Origin of the sequence: Stutzerimonas stutzeri, from assembly GCF_024448715.1 — a bacterium.
GTDB lineage: Bacteria > Pseudomonadota > Gammaproteobacteria > Pseudomonadales > Pseudomonadaceae > Stutzerimonas > Stutzerimonas stutzeri_AR.
On record NZ_JAMOHZ010000008.1, the window covers coordinates 1 to 26,909 of the forward strand.

General features: G+C 61.0%; 21 protein-coding genes. All 21 read left to right on the forward strand.

What is annotated here, in order from left to right; translation table 11 throughout:
- The first annotated feature begins 350 nt into the window (after nucleotides 1–350).
- The 21 genes from tssA (at nucleotide 351) to NAV33_RS16985 (ending at nucleotide 26,909) form a co-directional block, all read left to right on the forward strand.
- The gene (tssA, locus tag NAV33_RS16885; protein ID WP_255982164.1) at nucleotides 351–1,913 is read left to right on the forward strand and encodes a type VI secretion system protein TssA; all 1,563 of its coding nucleotides are present in this window, start codon (nucleotides 351–353) and stop codon (nucleotides 1,911–1,913) included.
- 34 nt (nucleotides 1,914–1,947) lie between these two features.
- Nucleotides 1,948–2,454 carry a type VI secretion system contractile sheath small subunit gene (tssB, locus tag NAV33_RS16890; protein WP_255982166.1) on the forward strand — a complete coding sequence of 169 codons (507 nt, stop codon included), beginning with the start codon at nucleotides 1,948–1,950 and terminating at the stop codon, nucleotides 2,452–2,454.
- A 26-nt stretch (nucleotides 2,455–2,480) separates the two neighbouring features.
- Complete coding sequence (tssC, locus tag NAV33_RS16895) at nucleotides 2,481–3,959, forward strand: type VI secretion system contractile sheath large subunit (RefSeq protein WP_255982168.1); 1,479 nt, start codon at nucleotides 2,481–2,483, stop codon at nucleotides 3,957–3,959.
- A gap of 6 nt (nucleotides 3,960–3,965) precedes the next feature.
- The gene (gene tssE / locus NAV33_RS16900) at nucleotides 3,966–4,370 is read left to right on the forward strand and encodes a type VI secretion system baseplate subunit TssE (RefSeq protein ID WP_255982170.1); all 405 of its coding nucleotides are present in this window, start codon (nucleotides 3,966–3,968) and stop codon (nucleotides 4,368–4,370) included.
- 9 nt (nucleotides 4,371–4,379) lie between these two features.
- Nucleotides 4,380–4,640 carry a hypothetical protein gene (locus NAV33_RS16905; RefSeq protein WP_255982172.1) on the forward strand — a complete coding sequence of 87 codons (261 nt, stop codon included), beginning with the start codon at nucleotides 4,380–4,382 and terminating at the stop codon, nucleotides 4,638–4,640.
- Between the two features lie 27 nt (nucleotides 4,641–4,667).
- Nucleotides 4,668–6,458 carry a type VI secretion system baseplate subunit TssF gene (gene tssF / locus NAV33_RS16910; protein ID WP_255982174.1) on the forward strand — a complete coding sequence of 597 codons (1,791 nt, stop codon included), beginning with the start codon at nucleotides 4,668–4,670 and terminating at the stop codon, nucleotides 6,456–6,458.
- A complete protein-coding gene (gene tssG / locus NAV33_RS16915; RefSeq protein ID WP_255982176.1) occupies nucleotides 6,422–7,429 on the forward strand; it encodes a type VI secretion system baseplate subunit TssG in 1,008 nt (335 codons plus the stop codon). The genes tssF and tssG overlap by 37 nt, the downstream gene beginning before the upstream one ends.
- Nucleotides 7,430–7,439: 10 nt before the next feature.
- Entirely contained in the window at nucleotides 7,440–10,040 is a 2,601-nt protein-coding gene (gene tssH / locus NAV33_RS16920) for a type VI secretion system ATPase TssH (RefSeq protein ID WP_255982178.1), read from the forward strand.
- A 10-nt stretch (nucleotides 10,041–10,050) separates the two neighbouring features.
- Entirely contained in the window at nucleotides 10,051–11,553 is a 1,503-nt protein-coding gene (locus tag NAV33_RS16925; protein ID WP_255982616.1) for a sigma-54 interaction domain-containing protein, read from the forward strand.
- A gap of 12 nt (nucleotides 11,554–11,565) precedes the next feature.
- Nucleotides 11,566–13,638: a type VI secretion system tip protein VgrG gene (locus NAV33_RS16930; RefSeq protein ID WP_255982180.1), complete on the forward strand. Its 2,073-nt coding sequence runs from the start codon at nucleotides 11,566–11,568 to the stop codon at nucleotides 13,636–13,638.
- Entirely contained in the window at nucleotides 13,635–14,495 is an 861-nt protein-coding gene (locus NAV33_RS16935; RefSeq protein ID WP_255982182.1) for a DUF4123 domain-containing protein, read from the forward strand. Before NAV33_RS16930 ends, NAV33_RS16935 begins: the two co-directional genes overlap by 4 nt.
- On the forward strand, nucleotides 14,485–15,237 hold the full coding sequence (locus tag NAV33_RS16940) for a hypothetical protein (RefSeq protein ID WP_255982184.1): 753 nt from the start codon (nucleotides 14,485–14,487) through the stop codon (nucleotides 15,235–15,237). Before NAV33_RS16935 ends, NAV33_RS16940 begins: the two co-directional genes overlap by 11 nt.
- 7 nt (nucleotides 15,238–15,244) lie before the next feature.
- Nucleotides 15,245–17,389: a lipase family protein gene (locus NAV33_RS16945; protein WP_255982186.1), complete on the forward strand. Its 2,145-nt coding sequence runs from the start codon at nucleotides 15,245–15,247 to the stop codon at nucleotides 17,387–17,389.
- Between the two features lie 194 nt (nucleotides 17,390–17,583).
- Entirely contained in the window at nucleotides 17,584–17,718 is a 135-nt protein-coding gene (locus tag NAV33_RS16950; RefSeq protein WP_255982188.1) for a type VI secretion protein, read from the forward strand.
- A gap of 21 nt (nucleotides 17,719–17,739) precedes the next feature.
- Nucleotides 17,740–18,936 (forward strand): type VI secretion system-associated FHA domain protein TagH, encoded by a 1,197-nt coding sequence (tagH, locus tag NAV33_RS16955; RefSeq protein WP_255982190.1) that lies wholly within the window; start codon nucleotides 17,740–17,742, stop codon nucleotides 18,934–18,936.
- Nucleotides 18,937–18,941: 5 nt separating this feature from the next.
- Nucleotides 18,942–19,421 (forward strand): type VI secretion system lipoprotein TssJ, encoded by a 480-nt coding sequence (gene tssJ / locus NAV33_RS16960; RefSeq protein WP_255982192.1) that lies wholly within the window; start codon nucleotides 18,942–18,944, stop codon nucleotides 19,419–19,421.
- A 3-nt stretch (nucleotides 19,422–19,424) separates the two neighbouring features.
- Nucleotides 19,425–20,756: a type VI secretion system baseplate subunit TssK gene (gene tssK, locus NAV33_RS16965; RefSeq protein ID WP_255982194.1), complete on the forward strand. Its 1,332-nt coding sequence runs from the start codon at nucleotides 19,425–19,427 to the stop codon at nucleotides 20,754–20,756.
- Between the two features lie 5 nt (nucleotides 20,757–20,761).
- Nucleotides 20,762–21,634, forward strand: a complete 873-nt coding sequence (icmH, locus tag NAV33_RS16970) for a type IVB secretion system protein IcmH/DotU (protein ID WP_255982196.1) — start codon at nucleotides 20,762–20,764, stop codon at nucleotides 21,632–21,634.
- A 15-nt stretch (nucleotides 21,635–21,649) separates the two neighbouring features.
- Nucleotides 21,650–25,189 (forward strand): type VI secretion system membrane subunit TssM, encoded by a 3,540-nt coding sequence (gene tssM, locus NAV33_RS16975; protein WP_255982198.1) that lies wholly within the window; start codon nucleotides 21,650–21,652, stop codon nucleotides 25,187–25,189.
- Nucleotides 25,189–25,926: a PP2C family protein-serine/threonine phosphatase gene (locus NAV33_RS16980; protein WP_255982200.1), complete on the forward strand. Its 738-nt coding sequence runs from the start codon at nucleotides 25,189–25,191 to the stop codon at nucleotides 25,924–25,926. The genes tssM and NAV33_RS16980 overlap by 1 nt, the downstream gene beginning before the upstream one ends.
- Nucleotides 25,923–26,909, forward strand: coding sequence for a serine/threonine-protein kinase (locus NAV33_RS16985; RefSeq protein ID WP_255982202.1), 987 nt, complete (start codon nucleotides 25,923–25,925; stop codon nucleotides 26,907–26,909). The genes NAV33_RS16980 and NAV33_RS16985 overlap by 4 nt, the downstream gene beginning before the upstream one ends.

Genomic DNA, 26,909 nt, shown 5'->3' on the forward strand with positions numbered 1-26,909 from the left:
AGCGTCAATGGTTGTTTTCAGGTTTGTTTAAGCACACACGCTACGCATATAAACAGAGAGCTAAAACCATAACCCGAATGATATCTTCCGTGTTTAACCGAGCAGCAAGACCACACATAGACCATGTGGTTCAACTCGAAACGCTATAAAGAAGTTAACCAGTACTCATCTTGAGCAGCGCGACCGCTTCTGGGCCGCACTACACCCATAGTTGTAAACCACTTCACAGTCATGTCGGTGCATCACGCCTAGGATGCGTCCTCATCAGGCGTGCCCAGGTTGCATGCGGAAACTTCAGCGCATGAAGCGCACCTGCAGCATTGCTAAGCAGGAACGAATCGAGTCACGGAATGACGTTCTCTACCAAGCTGGCTGCTCACTATTTAGAGCTAGCCAAGTCTCCCATCACAGCAACCTGCTTCGCAGGTGAAGACGCTCGCTATGCTCCCGAGTATGAAGTTCTCGAGCAAGAACTAGCTAAAGCTGCTTCCGTGCATGCCGCGGGCGCTGTCGATTGGGAAGTCATGCGTGCAGGCAGCGAAACCCTGCTAGCCACGCAGTCTAAGGACCTACGAATAGCCTCTTGGCTTACCTGGAGCTTGTACCAGCGCGATTCGTTTGCTGGGCTACAAGCCGGTGTCAGCATGCTCAACTATCTGTGCCGAGAGCACTGGGCGGAACTCCACCCTTACAAGCCCCGCACTCGCTCAGCAGCAATCAGTTGGCTCGTTCCGAGGCTAGAACAAGTGCTGGCCGATCATGTGCCGATGGGCGAGCAGCTTCCTTTGTTTGAGCACATTGCGCTTGATCTACGCAGTCTTGAAAGTTGTCTTGCCAGCCATATAGGTACGCAAGCTCCTCTTCTATTACCTCTCTGCCGTCGCCTCGAGGACATGGTCAAACGTGCAGGCAATGCCCATCCACAGCCAGGTCCCGTCGGGGCAGCCATAGCTCAGGTTAAGCAGGCCGCCGCTCAGGTTTTTAATGCAACTGCACCGGTCGAGCATGAGAAAGATGCGCACAAGAGTCTGCGCAGCCTGCAAGATCAGGCCCGCCCGTTGTGCAGCTGGTGGCTGAAGCAGAAAGCCACCGACGTCAAACCGCTTCGCCTCGCGCGGACCCTGCTGTGGCTGCCGATCGACAGTCTGCCTGAACGCAACGCCGAACAGATTACAGTTCTGCGCGGCGTTCCGGCAGATAAGCTCGCCAGCTATCGCGAGCGTTTCACCCAGAGACTTTATGCCGACCTGTTAGCAGACTTGGAAGCCAGCATCGCGCGCGCGCCTTTCTGGCTCGACGGCCAGCGCCTCGCCTGGGAATGTCTGAACGAGCTCGACGCTGAGCAGGCCATACGCGAAGTGGAAATCCAGCTCGCGCTGTTCCTGCAGCGCATGCCGGGCCTCGACGAGTTGCGCTTTCATGACGGCTCGCCTTTCGCCGACGCCGAAACCCGCGCCTGGATCAGCGCCAGGGTGATGCCACACGTACAACCGGCACAGGCACCAAGCGAACCTGTGGCCAGCCACGGCAACGCCACACCAGCCTGGGAAGAAGCGCTCCAAGATGTATTGCCACAGCTTCGCAAGGACGGCCTCAAGAGCGCCGTGCAGAAACTCAAGCTGGGTCTCAACCAGGCCCGCGGCGGACGCGAGCGCTTCTTCTGGCAGCTGACTCTGGCCCGTCTGTGCTTCCAGGCCAAGAAATACGACCTAGCCAAGACCCAGCTCGAATCTCTCGATCAGACGCTGCAGGCAACCGGCCTCGGCGACTGGGAACCCGATCTCGCCCTCGAAGTGCTGCGCCTGTTGCATAGCTGCTATGAGCTGCTGCCGCAGAACCACACCGTGCGTGAAAGCAAGGATGAGATTTACCGCAGACTGTGCCACCTCGACCTCGAAGTGGTACTCGATTAGGCCCCCGGGGCCGTAAACGCAAAGGAGAAGAACCATGGCCAAAGAAGGCTCGGTAGCCCCTAAAGAACGTATCAACGTCACCTTCAAGCCGTCCACCGGCGGCGCTCAGGAAGAGCTGGAGCTGCCACTGAAGTTGATGGTGCTTGGCGACTTCACCCAGCGCGCCGATGATCGCAAGATCGAAGACCGCAAGCCGATCGCCATCGACAAGAACAGCTTCGACGAAGTCCTGGCCAAGCAGGAATTGAACCTTACCTTCGCAGTTCCGAACCGCCTGAAGGACGAGCCCACCGATGAAGAGCTGGCCGTGCAGCTGAACATCAACTCGATGAAGGATTTCAACCCAGCCAATCTGGTCGAGCAGGTTCCAGAACTGAAGAAGCTGATGGAACTGCGCGACGCACTGGTCGCCCTGAAAGGCCCGCTAGGTAACGCCCCGGCCTTCCGCAAGGCGATCGAAAGCGTGCTCGCCGACGACGACTCGCGCGACCGCGTACTTGGTGAGCTGGGTCTCGCCGCGAAAGAACAACTGGACGCCTGAATCTCCCGACAAGGAAAGCCAACACAATGAACACTAGTGCAGCAGCCGTCGAAGGCGGCAAGAACCTCGCCGAACTCGGCATTCTCGACCGCATCATCGCTGAAACCAAACTGACCCCCGACGACGAGGCGTACGACATCGCCAAGCGCGGCGTCTCCGCTTTCATCGAAGAACTGCTCAAGCCGCAGAACGAACAAGAGCCAGTTAAGAAGGCCATGGTTGACCGCATGATCGCGGAAATCGACGCCAAGCTCAGCCGGCAGATGGACGAGATCCTTCACCATCAGCAATTCCAGGCCCTGGAATCGTCCTGGCGCGGTCTCAAACTGCTGGTCGATCGCACCAATTTCCGCGAGAACATCAAGCTTGAGATTCTCAACGCGTCCAAGCAGGACCTGCTGGAAGATTTCGAAGATAGTCCGGAAGTGGTCCAGTCCGGCCTCTACAAGCACATTTACACCGCCGAATACGGCCAGTTCGGCGGCCAGCCCGTCGGCGCTCTGATCGCCAACTACTTCTTCGACCCCAGCGCACCAGACGTCAAGACAATGCGGTACGTGGCTTCGGTCGCAAGCATGTCTCACGCGCCTTTCATCGCCGCTGCTGGTCCGAAGTTCTTCGGGCTGGAAAGCTTCACCGGCTTACCGGACCTGAAAGATCTGAAGGATCACTTCGAAGGCCCGCAGTTCGCCAAGTGGCAGAGCTTCCGCGAGCAGGAAGATGCCCGCTACGTGGGTCTGACCGTCCCGCGCTTCCTGCTGCGTAATCCCTACGACCCCGAAGACAACCCGGTCAAATCCTTCGTCTACAAGGAAAACGTAGCTAACAGCCACGAGCATTATCTGTGGGGCAATACCGCCTACACCTTCGCCAGCCGCCTGACCGACAGCTTCGCCAAGTTCCGTTGGTGCCCGAACATCATCGGCCCGCAGAGCGGCGGTGCGGTGGAAGACCTGCCGCTGCACCACTTCGAGAGCATGGGCGAGATCGAAACAAAAATCCCGACCGAAGTGCTGGTTTCCGACCGTCGTGAATACGAATTGGCCGAAGAAGGCTTCATCGCCTTGACCATGCGCAAGGGCAGCGACAACGCCGCATTCTTCTCCGCTAACTCCGCACAAAAGCCGAAGTTCTTCGGCAACAGCGAGGAAGGCAAGAACGCCGAGCTCAACTACAAGCTCGGCACTCAGCTGCCCTACCTGTTCATCGTCAACCGCCTGGCGCACTACCTTAAAGTGCTGCAGCGCGAGCAGATTGGTGCATGGAAAGAACGCACCGACCTGGAACTGGAACTGAACAAGTGGATTCGCCAGTACGTGGCCGATCAGGAGAACCCCAGTTCCGAAGTTCGCAGCCGCCGTCCGCTACGTGCCGCGCAGGTCGTCGTTAGCGATGTGGAAGGCGAACCGGGCTGGTACCGCGTCAGCCTGAACGTGCGCCCGCACTTCAAGTACATGGGTGCCGATTTCACCCTGTCGCTGGTTGGCAAGCTGGACAAGGAATAAGCATCTATGGCCTACGGCAGCCTTTTCGAACGCCTCGGCGGGGACGCTGACAAGCGCGCCGGCTGGAGTCGCGAAGTTGCGGCAATGGCGTCGGTGGCTGCCCATCTGGCCAAAATGCTCAGCACCCGGGCGGGCAGCGTGCAAACGTTGCCCGACTACGGGTTGCCCGATTTGAACGATATGCGCCTGTCGCTGCATGACTCGCTGCAACAGGCGCGTATCGCCATCGGACGCTTTATAGAAGCGTACGAACCCCGCTTGAGCCAGGTGCGGGTGATATCCCTACCCCGCGACCACGACCCGCTGAGCCTGTCTTTCGCCATCGAAGGCCTGCTGGAACTGGATGGCACCAAGCGTCAAGTGAGTTTTTCCGCAAGCCTGGATGGCAGCGGACAAGTCAAAGTGCACTAAGGAGAGTCAATGCCCGGTAAATCAGCACCTTTCGCTCCTGGTCAACGGCTGATGCCAGGCGAATCCGTCGAAGTGCTGTCCCATATCTCGTTCAGCGAAAGCATCGGGAAGAGCCTCCCGTCCGGCTACCGTCTGGACATTGCCGCGCACGGCGAGTCGATGCTGCTCGATAAGGAGCGCGTCCTTGCGCAGCTAGCGCACTCGCCGATTGAACGTAAAGGCAGCGCCATTAGCATATGGACGATCCGCGACACGGCCTTGTACCCGTGACGTCAAGCCCAGGGATGAGCAAACAGCATGTCGTTTAACCACTATTACCAGAGCGAACTTACCGCTCTGCGCGAGCTCGGCAAGCGCTTTGCCGAGCGTAGCCCGGCGTTGGCGCCGTTCCTGGGCCAGGCCGGGCGTGACCCGGATGTCGAACGGCTGCTCGAGGGATTCGCCTTTCTAACCGGGCGTTTGCGCCAGAAGCTCGATGATGAGTTGCCGGAGCTCACCCATTCGCTGATGCACCTGCTATGGCCGAACTACATGCGCCCGCTACCGGCGTTCAGCATGTTGCAGTTCGATCCGCTCAAGCGGCCCGGCTCTGCGCTCATGGTGCCGCGCAATACGCCCGTCGAATCGAAGCCGGTCCATGGCGTTACGTGCCGTTTTCGTACCGCCTATGCAACCGAGGTGTTCCCCTTGGCGCTCGAGGCGCTGGATTACTCCGTGAAGGGCGGCGGCGCACTGCTCAGCCTGCGCCTGCAGATGACCGCCGACGGCAACCTCGGGGAATTGAGCCTCAAGCAATTGCGCCTGCACCTGGCCGGCGAGCGCTATATCAGCCAGATGCTCTACCTGAGCCTGCTGCGTCACCTTGATGGCGTTTATCTGGTCGCGTTGGATGCCAACGGCAAACCCTTCACCGATGGGTTCGACATTGCTCTGCCTGAATTAAAGCTCGACCCCTCGAAGCTGCACCCGGTGGGTTTTGCCGAAGACCAGGCGCTCATTCCATACCCGCTCAATACATTCCGAGGCTATCGCTACTTGCAGGAATACTTCGCCTTCCAGGACAAATTCCTGTTCGTCGACCTGCAGGGCTTGGATGCGCTGCAGCGATTCCCCGAAGAGGTGCTCAAACAGGCTCGCGGCTTTGAGCTGCGTTTCGATATCCGTAAAGCCGGCGTGCAACGCATCCGCCCAACGCTGGACAACGTTCGCCTGTACTGCACCCCAGTGGTAAACCTGTTCGAGCACGACGCTAGCCCGATCCGCCTCGATGGCAAGCAGGACCAATACCTGCTGCTGCCATCGGAACTGGACAGCAGCCAGTGCGGCGTTTTCTCCGTCGACCGCGTCACCGGCTGGAAACCCGGCGGCATGGGCTACGAAGAATACGTGCCGTTCGAGTCGTTCGAACACGATCCCAGTTTCGACGTCCCGCTCGCGCGCTCGCATTACAGCGTCCGCCAGCAACCGTCGGTGCTCGGAGATGGCCTGGAGACGTATCTGAGTTTCGGCCTGCGTAACCTCGACCAACACGAAACGCTTTCGATCGAACTGACCTGCACCAATCAAAACCTGCCACGGCAGTTAGGGCTCGGCGACATTTGCCTGCCCAGCGAAGACACGCCGGAGTTCCTGACCTTTCGCAACATTAGCGCCGTAACGCCGAGCTACGCGCCGCCGTTGCACCAAGACTTCCTATGGAAGCTGATCAGCAACATGTCGCTCAACTACCTGTCGCTGGCCAATGTCGAGGCGTTGAAGGTGATCCTCGAGACCTACGACTTGCCGCGACATTACGACCAGCACGCGAAAAAGGTCAGTGAGCGCCTGCTCGGCGGGCTCAAGCAGATCGGGCATCAACAGGTCGATCGTCTGCACCGTGGGCTGCCGGTACGCGGTGTGCGTACCGAACTGGAAATGGACCTCGAAGGTTATCTCGGCGAGGGTGACCTGTTCCTCTTTGCCTCGATACTCAATGAATTCTTCGCGCTGTACGCCAGCCTCAACTCGTACCACGAGCTGCGCGTCAGGAGCACACAGGGAGAGGTGTACCAATGGACGCCGCGTATGGGGCAACAGCCCCTGCTGTAAACCGGATCAGCCGGGGCATTCGCGAGTACAGCCTGTTTCAGGGTGTGCTGTTGGTGATGGACCGCCTGAAGACTGCACACCCCGATTTGGACGAAGAGTCCCTCTACGAACACCTGGAGTTCCAGGCCAACCCGAGCCTGGGCTTTCCCGGCAGCGACATTGATCGCGTGGAGTTCTTCGAGGAGCGCGGTGAGTTGCGAGCGCGCATGCGGATCAACCCTATCAGTCTGTTCGGCGCCGGCTCGCCGCTGCCCGCTTTCTATGCCGACCAGGCATTGGGCGACAGCCCCGAGGGCAACCCGACGCTCGAATTCCTCGATTTGTTCAACAATCGCCTGCAGCGCCTGATGCTGCCGATCTGGCAGAAATATCGCTACCACGCGCGCTTCTCCAGCGGCGCGAGCGATCCGCTGTCTGAGCAACTGTTCGCGCTGATCGGGCTGGGCGGCGAACAGATCCGCGCCGCATCGGAGCTGAACTGGAAGCGCCTGCTGCCCTATCTTGGCCTGCTCAGCCTGCGCGCACATTCGGCGGCCCTGATCGAATCCGTGCTGCGCTATTACTTCAAACACGCCGACCTACGCATCGAGCAGTGCCTGGAGCGCCAGGTCGAGATCCTCGCCGAGCAGCAGAACCGCCTCGGTCTTGCCAATAGCCAGCTCGGCGAGAGCTTGGTGCTGGGCGAGCGGGTCCGCGATCGCGGCGGCAAGTTTCGTATCCACATCCGTCAGTTGAGCTGGGACCGTTTCCACGAATTCCTGCCTGTGGGCAACGGCTACCAGCCGCTCTGCGCCTTGGTCCGTTTCACCTTGCGCGACCCGCTCGACTACGACATTCGGCTGGAGCTGCGTCGCGAGGAAATCCACGACCTGCGCATCGGCGCTAAAAACCCCTGCCGCCTCGGCTGGACCAGTTGGCTCGGCAGCGAACGCGCCGACGGCATGGTCACCTTGGGCAGCCAAACTCATTAAGGAAGATGAAATGATCAACGTAGACCTCCAACAACTGGTTCAGGCCCTCGATGCCGAGACCAAGCGCGATCTGGAAGCCGCAGCCGAATGCTGCGTGATGCGGGGCGGCAGCAAAATCCTGGTCGAAGATGTGCTGCTGGGCCTGCTGGAACGCCCCGAAGGCTTGCTCGCGCGCGCTCTGCAGAACGCCAACATCGAAGCGGCCACGCTGATCCAGGCACTGCGGCCGCGCGGCGAATACAGTGAATCGCGCAACCCGGTGTTTTCCGCAGAATTGGTGCAGTGGCTGCAAGACGCCCTGCTGGTGGGCAACCTTGAACTCGGCCAGAGCCATATCGACCAAGCCGCGCTGATCCTTGCGCTACTACGCAACCCGATGCGCTACGCCGGCAGCCATTACCAGCCGCTGCTGGCGCGCTTGAATGCCGAATGCTTACGCGAGTTCGCTCTGGCCCAGCAACCACAGGCTGCTCCGGGCAAGTCAGCGTCGGCGGGCGAATCCAACCTGTCGCGCTTCACCCACAACTTCACCCAGCAGGCGCGCGACGGCAAACTCGACCCAGTGCTGTGCCGCGACGCCGCGATCCGCCAGATGATCGACATCCTCGCGCGCCGCCGCAAAAGTAACCCGATCGTGGTCGGCGAAGCCGGCGTCGGCAAGACTGCCATCGTCGAAGGTCTGGCCCTGCGCATTGCCCACGGAGAGGTGCCGGATGCTCTCAAGGGCGTCGAGCTGCTGTGCCTGGACCTCGGCTTGTTGCAGGCCGGCGCCAGCGTCAAAGGCGAATTCGAGCGCCGCCTGCAGGGAGTAATCGATGAGGTCAAGGCCTCGCCCAAGCCAATCATCTTGTTCATCGACGAAGCCCATACCCTGATCGGTGCTGGTGGTCAGGCTGGCAGCGGCGATGCAGCCAACCTGCTCAAGCCGGCCCTGGCGCGGGGCCAACTGCGCACCATCGCCGCCACCACCTGGAGCGAGTACAAAAAATACTTCGAGAAGGATCCGGCCCTCGCACGGCGCTTCCAGCCGGTTCAACTGCACGAGCCCACCGTCGACGAAGCGGTGACCATCCTTCGCGGCCTCGCCCCGATCTACGAAAAGAGCCACGGCATCTACCTGCGTGACGACGCCGTAGTCGCCGCCGCCGAACTCTCGGCCCGCTATCTCGCCGGGCGCCAGCTGCCGGACAAGGCAGTGGACGTGCTCGACACCGCCTGCGCCCGGGTACGTATCAGCCTGGCGGCCGCGCCGGAAGCGCTGGAGCGCCTGCGTGGCGAAATTGCCGAAGGCGAGCGACAGGGGCTGGCCCTGCACCGCGATCTCGACGCCGGCCTGCAGATCGAAACCGATGCGCTGGACCGCCTGGAAACCCGCTTGGCTGTGGCTCGCGCGGAACTCGAACAGCTGGAGACCCGCTGGTCAGCTCAACGCAGCCTCGCCGAGCGCCTGCTGGAGTTGCGCAAGCAATGCGCCGCCGCTCGACTGAACCCCGAAACCGAGCCTGGCGAAGCAGCGCATTCCGATCTCGAACAGCTCGAAGCCGAGCTGCGTGATCTACAGGTCGAGCTCGCCAGCGCGCAGGCCACCGAGCGCCTGGTGAGCTTCGAAGTCTGCCCGCGCCTGGTAGCCGAGGTGATCAGCCACTGGACCGGCGTGCCGCTTTCTCAACTAGCGCGCGAGCACAACAGCAAAGTACTCAGCTTTGCGACCGATCTGCGCCAGCGCGTACGGGGCCAGGAACAGGCCATCCAGGCACTGGACCGCTCGATGCGTGCCACTGCTGCAGGTCTCAACAAGCCCGATGCCCCGGTCGGTGTCTTCTTGCTGGTCGGCCCCAGCGGGGTCGGCAAGACCGAAACCGCTATAGCACTGGCCGACCTGCTGTATGGCGGCGAGCGCTTCCTCACCACCATCAACATGTCCGAGTTCCAGGAGAAGCACACAGTGTCCCGCCTGATTGGCGCACCACCGGGTTATGTAGGTTACGGCGAAGGCGGCATGCTCACCGAGGCCGTCAGGCAAAAACCCTACTCGGTTGTGTTGCTCGATGAGGTCGAGAAAGCCGATCCGGACGTGATGAACGTCTTCTACCAGATATTTGACAAGGGCGAAGCCAACGACGGCGAGGGGCGTGAGATCAACTTCCGCAACACCCTGATCCTGATGACCAGTAACCTCGCCAGCGACCGTATCGCCAGCCTTTGCCAGGGTGGTCAGCGGCCGGCGATTGAAGACTTGGAGCTGGCCATTCGCCCAGCCCTTACCCAGCACTTCAAGCCCGCACTGCTGGCTCGCATGCGCGTGGTGCCCTACTACCCGGTTCAGGATGAAGTGCTCAATGAACTGGTCGCGCTCAAACTGTCGCGCTTCGGCGAACGTCTGGCGCGGCGCCAGTTGCAATTCAGCCACTGCGAAGCGCTGGTTGACAATCTGGCCGAGCGCTGCACCCACAGCGACAGCGGCGCACGTCTGATCGACCATCTGATTGATCGGCACCTGCAGCCGCAGGTCGTCGACCGCCTGCTCGACGCCATGGCGGGTGGCGAGACCTTGCAACGCGTGCACGCAACTCTCGACGGTAACGGGGCGGTGGTTTGTGAGTTCGCTTAAGGCCCCGCCGATGCTCACCGAGCCTTCGCCTCTTGCCAGTGCGCTATTGGATCGCTTCGCCGAGTTGGCCTGGACGACCGATGCCAGCAAGTGGCTGGACGGGGTGGTAAAAATAGCGGCACAACTGGCTAACTGCCCGCTCATCCAGCTTTACTTGCTGGATGCGACCCACACACGCCTGACCTTGTCGGCCGAATGGTTCGAAGGCTCGCGGCGGCACGAGACCGCGAGCCTGCCCAGCGACTACCACGACGAACAACTGCTGCAGTACTGCCTCAGCCAGAATCGTCAACTGAGTATTGTCCCGCTGGATGCCAGCCTGCATCAGACCGGCTTCCTGCCCGAGTCATCGCGCTCCTGGCACAGTCTGTTGTGCCTGCCGTTGGAGGATGCAGAAGGTCATGCGGTCGGGCTGATGGTAGCGGCCAGTATTGCCAGGCAGGACCTCGCCACCGCAGCCGCAACCTTGACCAACCTTGGCAGGTTCGCCCTCGGCCAAGCCCATCTGCTCAATAGACTGCGCGGCGCGGCGCAACCCGCACTGGCGGAAGTCGCCCCGCCGCGCCCTTGCGCCAGTGGGTATGGGCTGATTGGTGACAGCCCGCGCATGCGCACGGTCTACGGGCTGATCGGCAAGGTTCTGCACAACCCGGTCAGCGTCCTGCTGACGGGTGAAACCGGCACTGGTAAGGAGCTTGTTGCCCGCGCTATTCACGAGTGCGGCTCGCGCCGCAGTCAAGCTTTCATCGTGCAGAATTGTGCGGCCCTGCCCGAACATCTGCTTGAAAGCGAGCTGTTCGGCTATCGCAAAGGTGCCTTCACCGGGGCCGAGCGCGATCACGAAGGCCTGTTCGATGCCGCCAATGGCGGCACGCTATTCCTCGACGAAATCGGCGACATGCCGCTGACCCTGCAAGCCAAGCTCCTGCGCGTCCTGCAGGAAGGCGAAGTCCGGCCGCTTGGCAGCACGCGCACGCACAAAGTCGACGTAAGAATCGTCGCCGCAACCCATCAGGACCTGCACAAGCGCGTCGAAGAAGGCCGCTTTCGTGAGGACCTCTACTACCGCCTTTCCATCTTCCCAATCGAGCTACCGCCGCTGCGCGACCGGGACCAGGACATCCTTCGCCTGGCCCGGCACTTCGCCGACAAGGCTTGCAGCTTCCTGCAGCGCGATACCGTGCGCTGGTCGGACGCGGCACTCGAACAACTGGCCGACTATGCGTTTCCCGGCAACGTGCGCGAACTCAAGGGGCTGGTCGAGCGCGCCGTACTCTTGTGCGACAGCGGCGAACTACTACCGGAACACTTCAGCCTGCGCACCGTGACCGACGAGCTGGACAGCACGCTGAACCTGCGCGAACGCCTCGAACGGGTCGAACGCAATCTGTTGATCGACTGCCTACGCAAGAATGGTGGCAACCAGAGTCAAGCCGCGCGCGAGCTAGGACTGCCACGCCGCACGCTGCTGTATCGCATGGAGCGCCTCGGGATCAGCGCTGCAGACATCTAAGGACGGTTGAACATGTATAACCCTGCCAACGAAACCCATTTCAGCCTCAGCATTGACGGCATAGCGCATGACTTGCAGATATTGGAGTTCAAAGGCCGCGAAGCGCTATCGGAGCCCTTTACTTTCGAGCTCGAGTTAGTCAGTGAGCACGCCGATCTGGATATTGAAAGCCTGATCCACCAGCCGGCCTTTCTTACCCTCTCACCGGTCGGTAACGGCATCCACGGACTGATCTACCGTGTCGTCCAGGGCGACTCCGGCAAGCGCCTGACGCGCTACCAAGTCACCCTGCGCCCGCAGTTGGCCTATCTTGCCCACCGCACCAACCAGCGCATTTTCCAGCATCTGACGGTGGAGAAAATCATCGCTCAGGTGCTCGAAGAGCATGGAATCCAAGCCAACGCGTTCCGTTTCGGGCTCGGCTCGGTCTATCCCGAGCGCGACTACTGTGTGCAGTACGACGAGAGCGATCTTCACTTCATCCAGCGCCTTTGCGAGGAAGAAGGGATTCACTATCACTTCCAGCACAGTGCCTCGGGCCACGTGTTGGTTTTTGGCGACGATCAGACGCGCTTCCCAACACTCGCATCAGTTGCTTATCAACAGGACAGCGGCCTGGTCGCCGACCAGCCCGTAATCAAGCGCTTCGGCCTGCGCGTCGAGACCCGCACCAGCCGCGTCACCCGCCGTGATTACGACTTCGAAAAGCCGCGCCTGACTATGGAAAACACCTTCCAGTGCGAGCTCCAACCGGACCTGGAAGACTACGACTACCCCGGCCGCTTCGTCGAACGAACCCGCGGCAAGCACTTGTCACAGCGGGCACTCGAACGCCACCGCAGCGACTACGAACTGGCCGAAGGGACGAGCGATCAGCCGCTGCTGGTCACCGGTCACTACCTCGACCTCGCCGATCACCCACGGAGCGCTTGGAACCAGCTCTGGCTGCTCAATGAGATCATCCATGAGGGCAAGCAGCCGCAGGTACTGGAAGAGTCAGTCACTGATCTCGGAAGTAGCGACAGCTTCACCCAAGGCTATCGCAACCGCTTCACTGCCACTCCGTGGGATATCCTCTACCGCCCGGCACTCAAGCATCCCAAGCCTAAAGTCTTGGGTAGCCAGACCGTTGTAGTTACAGGCCCCGCCGGTGAAGAGATTCACTGCGACGAGTACGGACGTGTGAAGGTCCAGTTCCCCTGGGACCGCGAGGGCCAGAACGACGGCAAAACCAGCTGCTGGTTACGCGTTTCAAGCAGCTGGGCCGGCGACCGCTACGGCGCCATTGCAATCCCCCGGGTGGGCATGGAGGTATTGGTCACTTTCCTTGCAGGCGATCCCGACCAGCCCCTTGTTACCGGATGCCTGTACCACGCCGAACATGTGGTTCCCTACGACCTGCCGGCGAACAAAACCCGCACCGTCTTCAAGACCCTGAGCTCTCCCGGCGGGGGCGGCTACAACGAACTGCGCATCGAAGACCGCAAGGGCGCCGAGCAGATCTACATTCACGCCGAGCGCGACTGGGACGAGAACATCGAGCACGACCAGAAAATCAGCGTCGGCCACCAGCGCCACGACACCGTCGAGGCCAACAGCTACAGCGACTTCCGCGCCGAAGAACACCGCACCACCCACGCCGACCGCAAGATCGAAATCCGTGCCAGCGACCACCTGACCGTGGGTAACACCCAGCACGTGAAGGTCGGAACGGGGCAATTCGTCGAGGCGGGCAACGAAATCCACTACTACGCCGGCAGCAAAGTCGTCATCGACGCCGGAATGGAACTCACCGCGTCGGGCGGCGGCAGCTTCCTCAAACTCGACCCAAGCGGCGTCACGCTAAACGGCGCGACCATCAAGATGAATTCGGGGGGCTCGCCAGGTAAGGGCTCGGGGCTGCGTATCCAGGTTCCCGAGATCCCTTGGGCCGCAGACAAGGATAAGGCCGGTGCCAAGCCCAAGCTCGCGATGGCGAACGCCCAACTGCAAATCGCTCGCAAGGCCAGACAGATTGGAGCCAGCCGTTGCCCGATCTGTGAAGCATGCCGGGCGGGGATGTGTGAAATTGGAGCAAGCCGATGAACGATAGGGTTGAACAGTGGCTCAGCGAGCAACAAGCCCAGCGCCGGCAGTTGCTGCTCGTTATCGATAGCCTGGCAGAGCCTTCTCTGCTGCCTCATCTGTTCTCAGCGGACCTGGTGCACAGCTACGCCAATCTCTATCAGGGCACCGAGGTCGACGAGATGGCCGGCGTCGGCCCATGGCTGATATCGCTGAACGAGCTGAATCTCACGCAGCTACGCGCGTTGACCGATGCACCGGAGCAGAACTGGGGTTGGCTCGCCAGCATCGAACACGCCGAAGTGGGCGCCCTCATCCAACACTGGCAAGCCCGTATCTTTGCCGACGAACAAGGCCAACGGTCGCTTTATCGATTCCAGGACAACCGCATCGTCGCGCGTCACCTTGGCGAAATGGACGCGTCACAACGCCCACTGCTGCTTGGCCCACTGACCAGCGTGCTCTGCTGGGATGGTCAACATTGGCAGTGTTTCGATAATGGCCGACCTGGCGACTACCCAGAACCCTTTGAAAAGCCCTGGCTGTCCATCGCAGAACCCGCGGACGTACGGCGCGCTGTGGCACACCACAACTTCGAGTTGTGGCTATGGCAGAACCACACGCATGCGACCACTCGGCTCGCCGAAACCCAGGTGCTGAGTGAATGGCTCGACCTTCAGCTCGATAAAGCAAGCGAATGGAACTGGCACAGCGAGCCGCAACTGCACTTTTTACTCTGCTACAAGCTCGACCCCACACTGGCCGATCATCCGGCCTGGCTTCCGGCCGAGCGGGAACCCCCAGAAGCACACTATTCGCGGGTCAGCTCAGCGCTAACTTCAAGCTCTTCTGCACGGAATCGATTCGATGACTGCTAACACCTTTTTCCATAGCCGCTTCCTGCGCGCTCACGCATGGTCTTCGCTATTCGGGCTCTTGCTCAGCGGTTGCAGCACGCTCGGCTCGTTCGGTGCCGACACCTTTACATTTAAAGGCGAACTACCTGCTGATTTCGCATTGAAAGCCCAAGCGCATTACGGCGCGTCCGAGGGATGCAGTGGCCGCGGCCATGTGGAGACTTTCAAAAAGGACTTCGACAAAGCGCCCCATGGGTACCAATTCAAAATTCCCGTTAGCTATCGCGATGGTCTTTGCGATCTGCAACTGGTTAGGGTTGGGTTGTTTATCTATACCAAGTATGGAGAACAAGACTGGCAGGAAACGTACGATAACGGCGGATTGATGGTCGTAGAAGAACTGCCGTTAAATGCTCCGACCTTCAAAGCAGACGGGACTTTATTTAAAACCGCTCGATGTTCTTGGCTATTTCAAATCAGCAAGCTTGAGCTAGGGATAGCCAAAATGCTGGATTGCAAAGGCGCGGGTGCTTATTTGATGCGCAACGTTCTTCCAAAAAAAACTATAACGCTCAACCTAGAATTGGGCGGTAATGATCGACCTTATATGAGGAACTATTGGAAAAAAACCGCGGCGGGCTGGAAGCCATGCACGGGCCGCTGGGGAACAAGTTTTGAGGAGCTTTGTACAGCCCCGCCGCAATTTCGCACCTTCACGATGGATGGCCGTACATGCACGGTTTATCCAAACTGCACAGAGTGACTAAGGGATGAGCAACTCAACCTCGCAAGCCTTGCTCCAATGCCCGATTCGTTTGGATCGGATAAGCTTTCGTTTGGTAGATGAGCATGGAAACGGCCAACCATACGCTGGACTAGCCTACCGGATCACGGACAGCCAGGGGCTTGATTATTACGCGACTCTAGACGACCACGGCTATGCACGTGTGGATGGTGTTCATAGCGGCCCCTTGGTTTTATCTTTTCCCAACGATTATACCGGCGGCGACCCATGGTATACGGGCTTATACAACAGGGAATATTTCTCGATTCCTCTTTCGGACCTTCAGGTTGCAGCCGAGCAGTCACCAGCGGGGCCTCGGCATGCTGATGGACAAACCTATCTAGCGCAAGAACGCGCAGAGAAGGAGGAAGCTTATTTCATACGGGCCGAAGTAAGCGATTTCGTAGAGAGCAAGGGCCATCTTCCGACCCCAGACGCAAATTGGACGACACCGTCCTCACTAAAACAGAACGCAGGCCCAGCAGCCGGAAAGCCTGGTATTGCTCTTGGTTGTAGCAGGCACCATGTAATCGAGATAAAGGCGCTACGTGCCTATAGCCCTTTGCTTTCCCGCGGCGCTGATTTCTGCGCGCTGAATGCCTATCACCTTGCGGTTATGAGCGCCTTCGTCTACGCACCTTTCAGTACACCCAAAGATCCTTACTCTTCAACGCCGCCGCCCTATTCCGCGCTTGGCAGCATCGGATACGTACTTCAGAACCAACTAGGCTGTCGAATTAGGCCAACGCAATTCAATACCGCGTCCCCCTATCATCTGCTTTGTGAAGAAGTCCCCTATTCGAAACGTCTTGAGATCATGCCGTACGATCCGTCGCGCTATGGAAAAGAAGTGCAAGAGGGCTGGCGTAATCCTGAGGACGTGCATTTTCTGCACGATACGGATAACGAGACAAATACTAATACACAGGCCTTCATTACCCATAACGACAAGATCGTGCTGATCTCTATCCGAGGCACGCAGGAACTTCTAGCAGATGCCAGCCGCGACGCAGACGCCCGTCAAGTACCTTATGAAGAAGGTCAGGGCCAAGCACACCGCGGCTTCTATAGAGGCTTCCAGGCCGCGAAGCCTTTCGTGGAGCGTTACCTCAATGCTTTTTATACGGGCGAGCAGACCCTGGTTGTCTGCGGCCACAGCCTTGGCGGAGCAATCGCGCTTTTAGTCGCCGAATGGCTACGTCGCAAACCCACCAAACCGAAAGTCATTCTTTATACCTTCGGCGCCCCACGTGCGGGCGACTCGGCCTTTGTCAAAGCAGCCCAATCCCTCACCCATCACCGTATCGTCAACCACAACGATCCGGTCCCGGCCGTTCCACTGCCCTGGATGGACGCGGAGTGGAAGCTCGCCCTCCCCGGCACAGCTCTGCTTTTCAGCTCGCCAGCAACCGGCATCGCGTTGTTGCTTGCAGGCCTCGTGAACCTTCACGGCGACCCTTACGAGCACCACGGCGAGCAGTGGCATTTCATGCCGCGTAAGCCCGGGGCAGGGAGCGAGGCCGCGGTTCTCTGGCAACCGGGTTGCGCGCTGATCGACGAGCAGACCTGCGCACGCTACGTTGGGGAAGTCGGGCTTGATGGTGATATGCCGAACCGCCTTGCACTATGGGGAACTCACCACTCCAGCGATAGCGGCTACGCACGGGCAGCGCTCACAAACCTGCTGCGCTGGAACGCCAGCGTCGAGGAGCGCAACGGAAAGCTCTTCACTGAAGCCGAAATTCGTGACATTTACGCCCAGCTGCTGAGCACCGCCCAGCTACTGGATAGCTGGCAAGCGCGCTCATTCAACGAATTCCGCTGGGAAATCAGGCGCAGGGGGGAGATGCGTTTCTACGGCAAGAGCGATATGGAACTGCGTGCTATCTACGCCAATGCGGTCGAACAGGGAGAACGCGTTCGAGCAGAACAGAGTCCGGCGCTCACCCGAGCTCAGCAGCGTTTACTAGCCCAGGCCGAGCGCCTGGTTACTCCACGCAGCGTGTTCGGCGAGCACTCGGAACGAGCCGATCTTGCGGAGCTGGTAGCGCAGTGGCGCGCCATCAACGACAACCAGGTCGCAGAGCGGCTCGCCGCTATCAAAAAAGAAAGCGCCCAAGCTTTCTCCTAGTAGATTCGTCACATCGGACGAGAGCGAAAGCATTTATAGCTGCAGCTCTCGTTTCCAACCCAACCCGGCCGTTTTTCGTGACCCCGTTCACCCACGCAGACACGCGGGTGAACTTCAATACTCAGCCTGAGTCTCGCGTCGCCGTTTTCGGCGGGCGAGGCCGTCTGCCCACACGCATTCAAGGAGGAAGTCGCGTGCTAGCCCGCTATTGCGCCCTCGTTTTATTCGCTGCATCCCTCGCCCTTGCCGGCTGCTCCGGCAATTACAAGTTCAACGACGACGAGTATCGCCCGCTGGGTGATCCGCAGGTGTCTGCTCGCGGCAACTGACTCACCAGGAGGAAAAAAGCCATGGAATTGGTTTTCGATATGGTCAGTGCACAGCAATTTGCGCCAGGCCTCATCAGCAGCAAGACCTTCAAGCAGGCCGGCGGCACTATTGGCCGTGCCGAGGATTGCGACTGGGTGATACCGGACCGCAAGCGTGTCTTGTCCAGCCGCCACGCTGAGGTGAGCTACCGGGACGGCGCGTTCTTCCTCACCGACACCAGCAGCAACGGCATTCAGCTCAAGGATACTGGCGCCAGCCTGGACAAGGGTCGGGCGCAGAGAATCGAGCACGGCAGCGTCTATTGCCTGGGCGACTTCGAAATCCGCGCTCGGCTGATCCAGGACCCGGCCTCTTTCGAAGGTGACATCGGGCGTCCGCAGCCAGCCGGCAGCATCATTCCCGACGACGCTTTTCTCGACCTCGATCCGCTGACCGCAATGGACCAGCAGGAGCGCGTATACGCCGAGGTGGACGACTTGACCGCCGTGCTCGCCCCGTCACGAGCCCAGGCGCAACAGCGTGACTACGCACAGATCGACGAAGAAAATCTGCAGATTCCCGAACTGGTGATGCCCAACAAGCTGTCCGCCCAACCCAAGGTCGCGCCCGAGCCAGAACGCTTGCCGCCCGACTTCTGGGCACGCTTCGGCGAAGCGTTGGGCGTTGATCTAGCGGGTCTAGATGAAGAAGCCCGCCAAGCGCTAGCGCTCAAAGCCGCCGGCCTGCTCAAGCAAAACGTTGGTGGGTTGCAGCAGGCGCTGCGCACCCGGAGCGAGCTGAAAAACGAGATGCGCCTGTCGCTAACCACCGTGCAGAGCGCCGGCAACAACCCGCTCAAACATAGCATCGACACCGGCGAAGCGCTGAACCTCTTGCTGCGCGGTGGCAAAGCCGGTCAGCTGCCAGCCGAGCAGGCCGTGAGCCGTGCTTATCGCGACCTGCAGGCGCACCAGGTGGCAATGTTGGCCGCCAGCCGCGCCGCCATCAAGAGCATGCTCGAGCAATTCTCCCCAGATCAGTTGGCCTTGCGCTTCGAGCGTGACAACAAGCCGCTGATTTCTACTTCCGGCAGTCGCTGGCGCGCCTATAAACGCCTGCATCTGGCCATGCAACGTGACGACGATTGGAGCGAACGGCTGTTCGCTCGAGACTTCGCCCAGGTTTATGAGGAGCAGGTACGCCTGATCGCCACACTCAACACCGACCTTCAAGGATGATGTTCATGTCTCGCTTTTTCCCCGCCGCTGTCTTCGCGGCGCTGGCCGTGCTCGGCGGTTGCTCGGCACTTTCGCCCAATTCTGATCTGACCAAGCTCGACCTGTCGCTGCAGGGGAGCGACCGGCTCAACCCCGACCTCAACGGCCGCCCCTCGCCCGTCGTGATTCGCCTGTTGGAACTCAAGCATCCGGTGGCGTTCGAGAACGCCGACTTCTTCTCGCTCTATCAGCGGCCCAAGGAGGTACTGTCCCCGGACCTGGTAATTCAGGAAGAGCTGGAACTGCGCCCGGGCGAGCAGCGCGACCTCAAGCTCTTCGTTCAGGATGGCAGCCGCTACGTCGGCGTGCTGGCCGCCTACCGCGACTTACCCGAATCCAACTGGCGTTTCGTCATTCCTCTGCAGCACAAGGCGCGGAACCACATCGAGCTGAGTCTCGACGAGCACGGCATTCAAGTCGGCGATCCGCTCGCGAAGGGGAACTGATCGATGAGCATGAACAAAGTGATCTGGCAGGAGGGCATGCTGCTGCGTCCGCAGCATTTCCAGCAAAGCGACCGCTATTACGACGCGCAGCTCAAGCTGCGGACCCAGAAGTTGGGTCACTACGCCTGGGGCTTCTTTGGGCTGGAGATTGACCGTCAGTTCCTCAACATGGGCAAGCTGGTACTTAGCCAGGCCAGCGGCCTGCTTCCCGATGGCAGCCTTTTCGAGATTGGCGCCGAGCGTGAGCCACTGGCCCTGGACGTACCGCCCAACACCGGTAACACCCCGGTCTACTTGGCTCTACCGCTGGTGACTGGTAATCACATCGAGAGTCGCCGGCCAGAGCAGAAGGACGTGCTGGCGCGCTATACCGCTTTTGACGAGGAAGTCGCCGACTCCAACGCTGGCGATAGCAGCAGCAGCCAGGTCAGCACCGGCCGACCGGACTTTCGCCTGCTGCTCGGCGAGCAGCAGAGCGACCAGGCTTACGTAAAGCTCAAGCTCTGCGACATCCTCGACACCACGCCGGACGGGGTCATCAGCCTCGACGCCGAGTACATCCCCACCTTTATCGACTTCCAGGCGTCCGGCTATCTGCTGTCCTGCCTGAAGGAAGTAATCAGCATGCTCGGCCATCGCGGCGACATCCTGGCCGAACGTATCCGCGCGACCGGCAAGGTTGGCGGCGCCGAGGTCGGCGATTTCATGATGCTACAGCTGATCAACCGCTACGAGCCGGTGCTGCGCCACTACTTGGGCATCGACCGGGTGCATCCCGAACAGATCTATCGCGAGCTACTGGGGTTGCTCGGCGAACTGGCGACCTTCTCCAGCGAGACCAAACGACCGCGGCTGGATGGCCGCTACCTGCACAACGACCAGGGATTGTCGTTCCGCAAGTTGATGGATGCGATCCGTCAGGTGTTGTCGATGGTACTCGAGCAGCACGCCATCGAGCTGTTGCTGCAGCAACGCCAGTACGGCATCCAGGTCTCGCCGTTGCACGATCACAAGCTGTTAGGCAGCGCCTCCTTCGTGCTCGCCGCCAGCGCGCAATGCGACTCCGAGGAGCTGCGCACACGCCTGCCCGCGCACCTGAAAGTCGGCCCGGTGGAGCGCATCCGCCAGCTGGTCAACCTGCACCTGCCGGGTATCAAGGTGAAGCCTTTGCCGGTGGCGCCGCGGCAGATCCCGTTCCACTCCGGCAAGACCTATTTCGCCTTGGAGCTGAGCTCCGAGGAACTGGCGCAGCTGGAGCGTTCCGGCGGCTTCGCCTTCCACGTGTCCGGCGAATTCACCGGGCTTGAGCTGAAATTCTGGGCGATCAGGGACTGACCGACATGATCAGAGAAATGGACTATGGACAGGACGACAAGACCGTCATCCTCAATCGCCACGGCGACGCCCCGGCACAGAGCCCGCTGACAGACTTCAGTGCGCCACCCAAATTCGAGCAGCTCGAGGAGCGGATGATCTACGCCGCGCGCTTGCGCCCGGCCGAAACCTTCAACATCAGCCTTAACCCGCTGGTCGCGGCCGCATCCTCGCTGCTTTCAGAAGTGGTGCGGCTCAAGCACAGCTACGAAGGCGAAGACCTGCATGCCCTCAACCAGCGCCTGTCTGGCGAGCTCAGGCTGTTCGAACACCGCGCCCTGCACGACGGCGCCGAGAGCAGTCAGGTCATGGCCGCCCGCTACGTGTTGTGTACCGCGATTGACGAAGCGGTGGTCACCACGCCCTGGGGTAACGAGAGCGAATGGTCGCAGATGAGTCTGCTGTCGAGCTTCCACAACGAGACCTTCGGCGGCGAGAAGTTCTTCCAGCTGCTCGAGCGCCTCTCGCGCAACCCGGTCAAGCATCTGCCGATGCTGGAATTGATGTACCTCTGCCTGTCGCTGGGCTTCGAGGGTAAGTACCGCGTACTGCCGCGCGGCATGCTCGAACTCGAAGCGGTACGCGACAGCCTCTACCGGCAGATCCGCCAGCTGCGCGGCGACGTGCCGCGTGAGGTTTCACCGCACTGGCAAGGCCTGCGCGACACGCGTCGTCGTCTTGTGCGCATCGTGCCCTGGTGGATGGTCGCGCTGTTCACGCTGATTTGCCTGGGAATGCTATATGCAGGCTTCGCCTGGGTACTGGGCGAGCATCGCGACACCGTTCTGCAGCCGTACCAACCCGTCGATCCGACCGTTCAAGTCGAGCCTCAGCCGTAACAAGGACGTAATGCCATGAAGGTTTTTTTCGGCAAGCTTGCCGCGTTTTTCCGCAAGACCTGGGTATGGAGCCTATGCGTCCTGCTGGTACTGGCCCTGCTGGTGTGGTTCGTCGGACCGCTGCTGGCGGTGGACGATTACAAATTCTGGGAATCCTCGACCAGCCGCCTGCTGACCATCGCCGGCCTATGCCTGGCCTGGGGACTGTTCATCGTCTTCACCAGCTGGCGTAGCACTCGCCGCAAGCAGGCCGAGGCCAGCGACGAAGAGGCACAGGAGCGCCTGCGCCGCGAGGGCTTGGTCAGCGAAGAGCAAGGCATCCTGCGCCAGCGCTACCGGGACGCCATGCGCACCCTTAAGCGTTCGAGCCTGTATCGCGGGCGCAGCGAAAAATGGCGCAACGACCTACCCTGGTACCTGTTGCTCGGCCCCCAAGGCAGCGGCAAGACCTCGCTGCTGGACTTTTCCGGTTTGGACTTCCCGCTCAACCGCGGCGAAAACCAGCGCCTGACCAAGGATGTCTCTGGCACGCGCTATGCGGACTGGTACTTCGCCGATCACGGGGTGCTGATCGATACCGCCGGTCGCTACCTAACCCAGCCCGACGCTTCCGTCGACAGCAAGGCCTGGGATACGTTGCTCGGCCTGTTGCGCCGCCGCCGTGCGCGGCCGCTCAACGGTGTGCTGGTCAATATCCCGGTCGAGCGGCTGCTGCAATCGAGCGAACTGGAGCTCGAGACCCTGGCACGCCAGAGCCGCCAGCGCCTGCATGAGATCCACCAACGCCTGGGCGCCGACGTGCCGGTCTATCTGGTGCTGAGCAAGGCGGACAAAGTGCTTGGCTTCGACGAGTTCTTCGATCAGCTGTCACGTGAAGAGAGTGACCAGGTGCTCGGCGCTAGCTTTCGCAAGGAGCAGGACGGCACCGACGTCAACGTGGTCCGCGGCGAATTCGAGGAATTGCTGCGCCGGCTCAACAGCCAGGTCATCCTGCGCATGCACCAGGAACGCGATACCCAGCGCCGTGGACGCATCCTCGACTTCCCCCATCAGCTCGGTCAGATCGGCGAGCGCCTGTGTCTATTCGTCGAGCTGGCGTTCTCCGGCAACCGCTACCAACGCGCCAGCCAGCTGCGCGGTTTCTACCTGACCAGTGCACCGCAATTACAAGGTGGGCTCGATCCGCTCACCAGTGGCATCGGCCGTAATCTCGGGCTGTCCAGCAACGCCCTGCCGACCTTGCACAGTGGCCGGGCGCGTTTCATCAATCATCTGCTTAGCCGAGTGATTTTCCCTGAAGCTGACCTCGCCGGACTGGATCAGAAGGAAGTACGCCGCATCGACTGGGGCCAGCGCGCCCTGTATGCCGCGAGCTTCGCCTGCCTGGCACTGTTCGGCGCGCTCTGGGCCAACGGTTTCTCCGGTAACCACGAACGGCTCGAACAGCTGCGCAGCCTGGCCGATCAGCTGAGCGACGAACAGCAGAGCATCACCGCCCAGGACGACGCGCTGCGCACGCTCAAGGCGCTGGATACCAGCTATGCGGCGACACAGGTGTTCCCGAACAAAGCCGAGGTGGCCTACCTGCAACGTGGCGGGCTTTACCAGGGCGAGGTGGTCGACTCAACACTCCATCAAGCCTACCGCCGGGAGCTGGAAAGCCTTCTGCTGCCCCGCGTAGCGCGCCAGCTCGAAGCCCAGATACGCGCCAATCTCGCTGATCGCGAGCGCTTGCTCGGCAGCCTGCGCGCCTACCTCATGCTTAACCTGGAAGAGCGTCGCGACGACAGCTTTCTCAAGGACTGGATCGCCGCCGACTGGTCGCTGCGCTACGCCGGCAACTCGGTCGCACAGAACGGCCTTAACACCCATTTCGAGCGGCTGCTTAGCGACGGCTTCGCTCCGTATGCGCTCAATGACCAGCTCGTCGCCGAGGCACGTCAGGTGCTACGCAGCGAATCGCTGGCCAACGTCGTCTACCGCATGCTGCGCGACCAGGCTCGCAGCTTGCCCGACTATCGTTTCAGCCAACGTCTCGGACCTCAGGGCGCGCTGTTCAACGGCAGCGACTACGCCATTCCCGGCTTCTACACCCAGAACGGTTATCAGAAGTTCTACGTCGCCCAGGGCAGCGACCTGGTGCGCGAGATCCTGCGTGACAACTGGGTGCTCGGCGAGGGCGATAGCCTGAGCCTCAAGGACCTTGGACGCCTGATGGTCGAGATGGAGCAGCTCTACTTCCGAGACTACGCCAACTATTGGAGCGAAGCAGTCGCACAACTGTCGCTGGAGCCTATTGCTGGCGCCGGTCAGGGCGCCGTACTGCTAAGCGGGCTGAGCGCTGCCAATTCGCCGCTGCTGCAATTGCTGGTCGAAGTGCGCGACAACACCCGCTTTGCCGGGTCCGTGGACGCCGCTGGCGACGCCGCAGAAGCCGCCGATGCGCTCAAGGACGCCAATGGCAAGCTGGGCAAAGCCGCCAAGCTGGCATCGGCCGCAGCTGAGCAGGCTCAGGCTGCACTGGCCAAGAATCTTCCGGACACTGCGCGTAAGACCCTGGAGCGTCGCTTCGAACCGTTGCATCGCCTGCTCGACGACAACGCAGGGGCCGGCGCCGAACTGGTCCCGACGCTACAGGCCCTAGACGCATTACAGCTGCAACTGGCGGGCCTGGCCCACTCCAGCGCGCCGGATCAGGCCGCGTTCGAGCTCGCCAAGGCACGCATGGGAGGCCAGCGCGATGCGATCAACCAGTTACGCGCCAGCGCAGCGCGTCTGCCGCATCCGATCGGCAATTGGCTCGGCCTGCTCGCCGAAGACAGCTGGACGCTGGTCCTGAACGACGCCTATCACTACCTCAACCAGCGCTACCAGAGTGAACTGTACGCGTTCTACAAAGGCTCGCTGCGCAAGCGCTATCCGTTCAGCGCCTACAGCGAAAGTGATGTTGCCATCGCTGACTTCCGCGAGTTCTTCAAGGCACAGGGCGTGGCTGAAGGCTTCTTCGATCGCTACCTCAAACCCTTCGTCAGCGGCAGCGCTGGCCGGTACCAACTGCGTCGTGTCGATGGCCGCGGCTTGCCGTTGTCACGCGAGTTCCTTTCGCAAATGAGCAACGCGCAAACCATCCGCCGCAGCTTCTTCGCCGAAAACCCGAACGAGCCGCAGATCCGCTTCAAGCTTGAGCCTTACTCGTTGGATTCGAGCCTGGGCCGCGCCGACTTCCGCTTCGGCAATCAGCAGATGGAATACCGCCACGGCCCGATCGTGCAAACCGCCTTCAGCTGGCCTGCCGACGCCGAGGACGGACGCACCAGCCTGGTAGTCGAAGAGCTCGGCGGGCACCGTGTCGGCATCGAGCAGAACACCGGTCCTTGGTCGCTGTTCCGTCTGCTGGACCTGATGCAAGTGGACTACCACAGCGGCCGTGACGTGCTGATGCTCAAGGCCAATCTGGGCGGCCGTCACGCCAACTATCTGCTGCACAGCCAGCGCTCGCCGAACCCATTCGACATCGACTTGCTGCGTGATTTCAAGCTGCCGGCGACGCTGTGATGACGATTACCGCAAGCCTGGCCCATGGCTGGCGTAGCGCCGCGCGGACCGACACCGGCAAGGTTCGCGCACGCAATGAAGACGCCTTTCTCGACTTCCCCGAGCAAGGCTTGTGGGTGGTCGCCGATGGTATGGGCGGCCACCACAACGGCGCGCTGGCCAGCCGCCTGATTGTCGAGCAGCTGGCCGAGCTGCCGGAAGGCAGTCTGGCCGAACGCCTGGCTAACCTGCGTCGCTGCCTGCACGACCTCAACCGCAGACTCGGCCAGGAACTGACGGTCACCGCCGACCGCCCCGACCCGGTGACCGGCAGTACCGTGGTCGCCCTGCTGATGGAAAGCGATCGTGCCGCATGCGTATGGGCCGGCGACAGTCGCTGCTACCTCTGGCGTGGCGGCCGTCTTTACCAGCTCACACGTGACCATTCGCTGCTACAGCAACTGATCGACGAACAAAACTTAACCCCGCAGGAAGCCGCACGTCACCCCGCTGCGCATGCGCTCACTCGCGCGATCGGCGCCAGCGAGCAATTGGTGCTGGATATTCTCGAGTTCGATGTCTATCCAGGCGATACCCTGCTGCTGTGCAGCGATGGGCTCTACCAGAGCCTGTCGCCGGACGCACTGGGTGCAGCACTCAACTCGCCATCGACGACGCTTGCGCTGCAACGGCTGTGCGACCAGGCCATGGACGGCCCGGCGCGGGACAACCTTAGCGCGGTGGTAGTACGCCGATGAGCGAGCCCCTGCGTGCCGAGCCGGCTTCGGACCTGACCTACTTCGCCTTCGCCTCTACGTCTGCCGCGCCGGGTACTCCGAAGCCGCCTACCATCAGTACCGGCGAATTGCCGCAGGTCTTAGGCGGACGCTACCGGATCGAACGGCTGCTCGGCGTCGGCGGCATGGGCGCGGTCTATCGCGCTCGGGACCTGTTACGCGAACAGTTTGGCGACCCGGAGCCCTACATCGCGCTTAAAACCCTGAGCAATGATTTCGCCGAATACCCCGACGCCCATGCGCTGCTCTACACCGAGTTCGCCCTGACCGCACGGCTGAACCATCGCCATGTCGTGCGACTGTTCGGCTTCGACGTGGACGCGGCCAGCCAACGCGCCTTTATCACCCTCGAATTTCTCAAGGGACCGACCCTCGACCAGTTACTCAGCGAGCGCCCTGATGGCCTCGCCTGGGATGAGCTGCGCGAAATCGCCTTGCCGCTGATCGACGCGTTGGCCTACTCCCATAGCCGCGGCGTGATCCACGGCGACATCAAACCGAGCAACGTAATACTTGCGGAGGACGGGTTGCGCTTGTTCGACTACGGGCTCGGCCAGCCACTCGAGGGCATCCTCAAGAAGCTGCCGAGTCTGTCTCGCAACCGATTCAAGGCCTGGACGACGCGCTATGCGGCCCCTGAACTGCTGGACGGCGCAGAGCCGTCCGCGCTCAGCGATGTCTACGCGCTCGCTTGCCTGCTGTTCGAACTTGCGAGCGGCCAGCACCCGTTCCGCCGACTAAGTGCCAAGCAGGCCAAGGCTATGGCTCTGGATAAAGAGTTGCGGTGCCCACCGAATTTCCCAGCCCATGGCTGGCTGACGCTGCGCTCGGCGCTGGCGTTCGATACCGATAAGCGCACGGCCAGCGTGGCCCACCTGCTGGACATTTTTCACCGCCTCGCACCCAGCCGCCTGCGGCGCTGGTTCGGGCGCACCCACGGATGA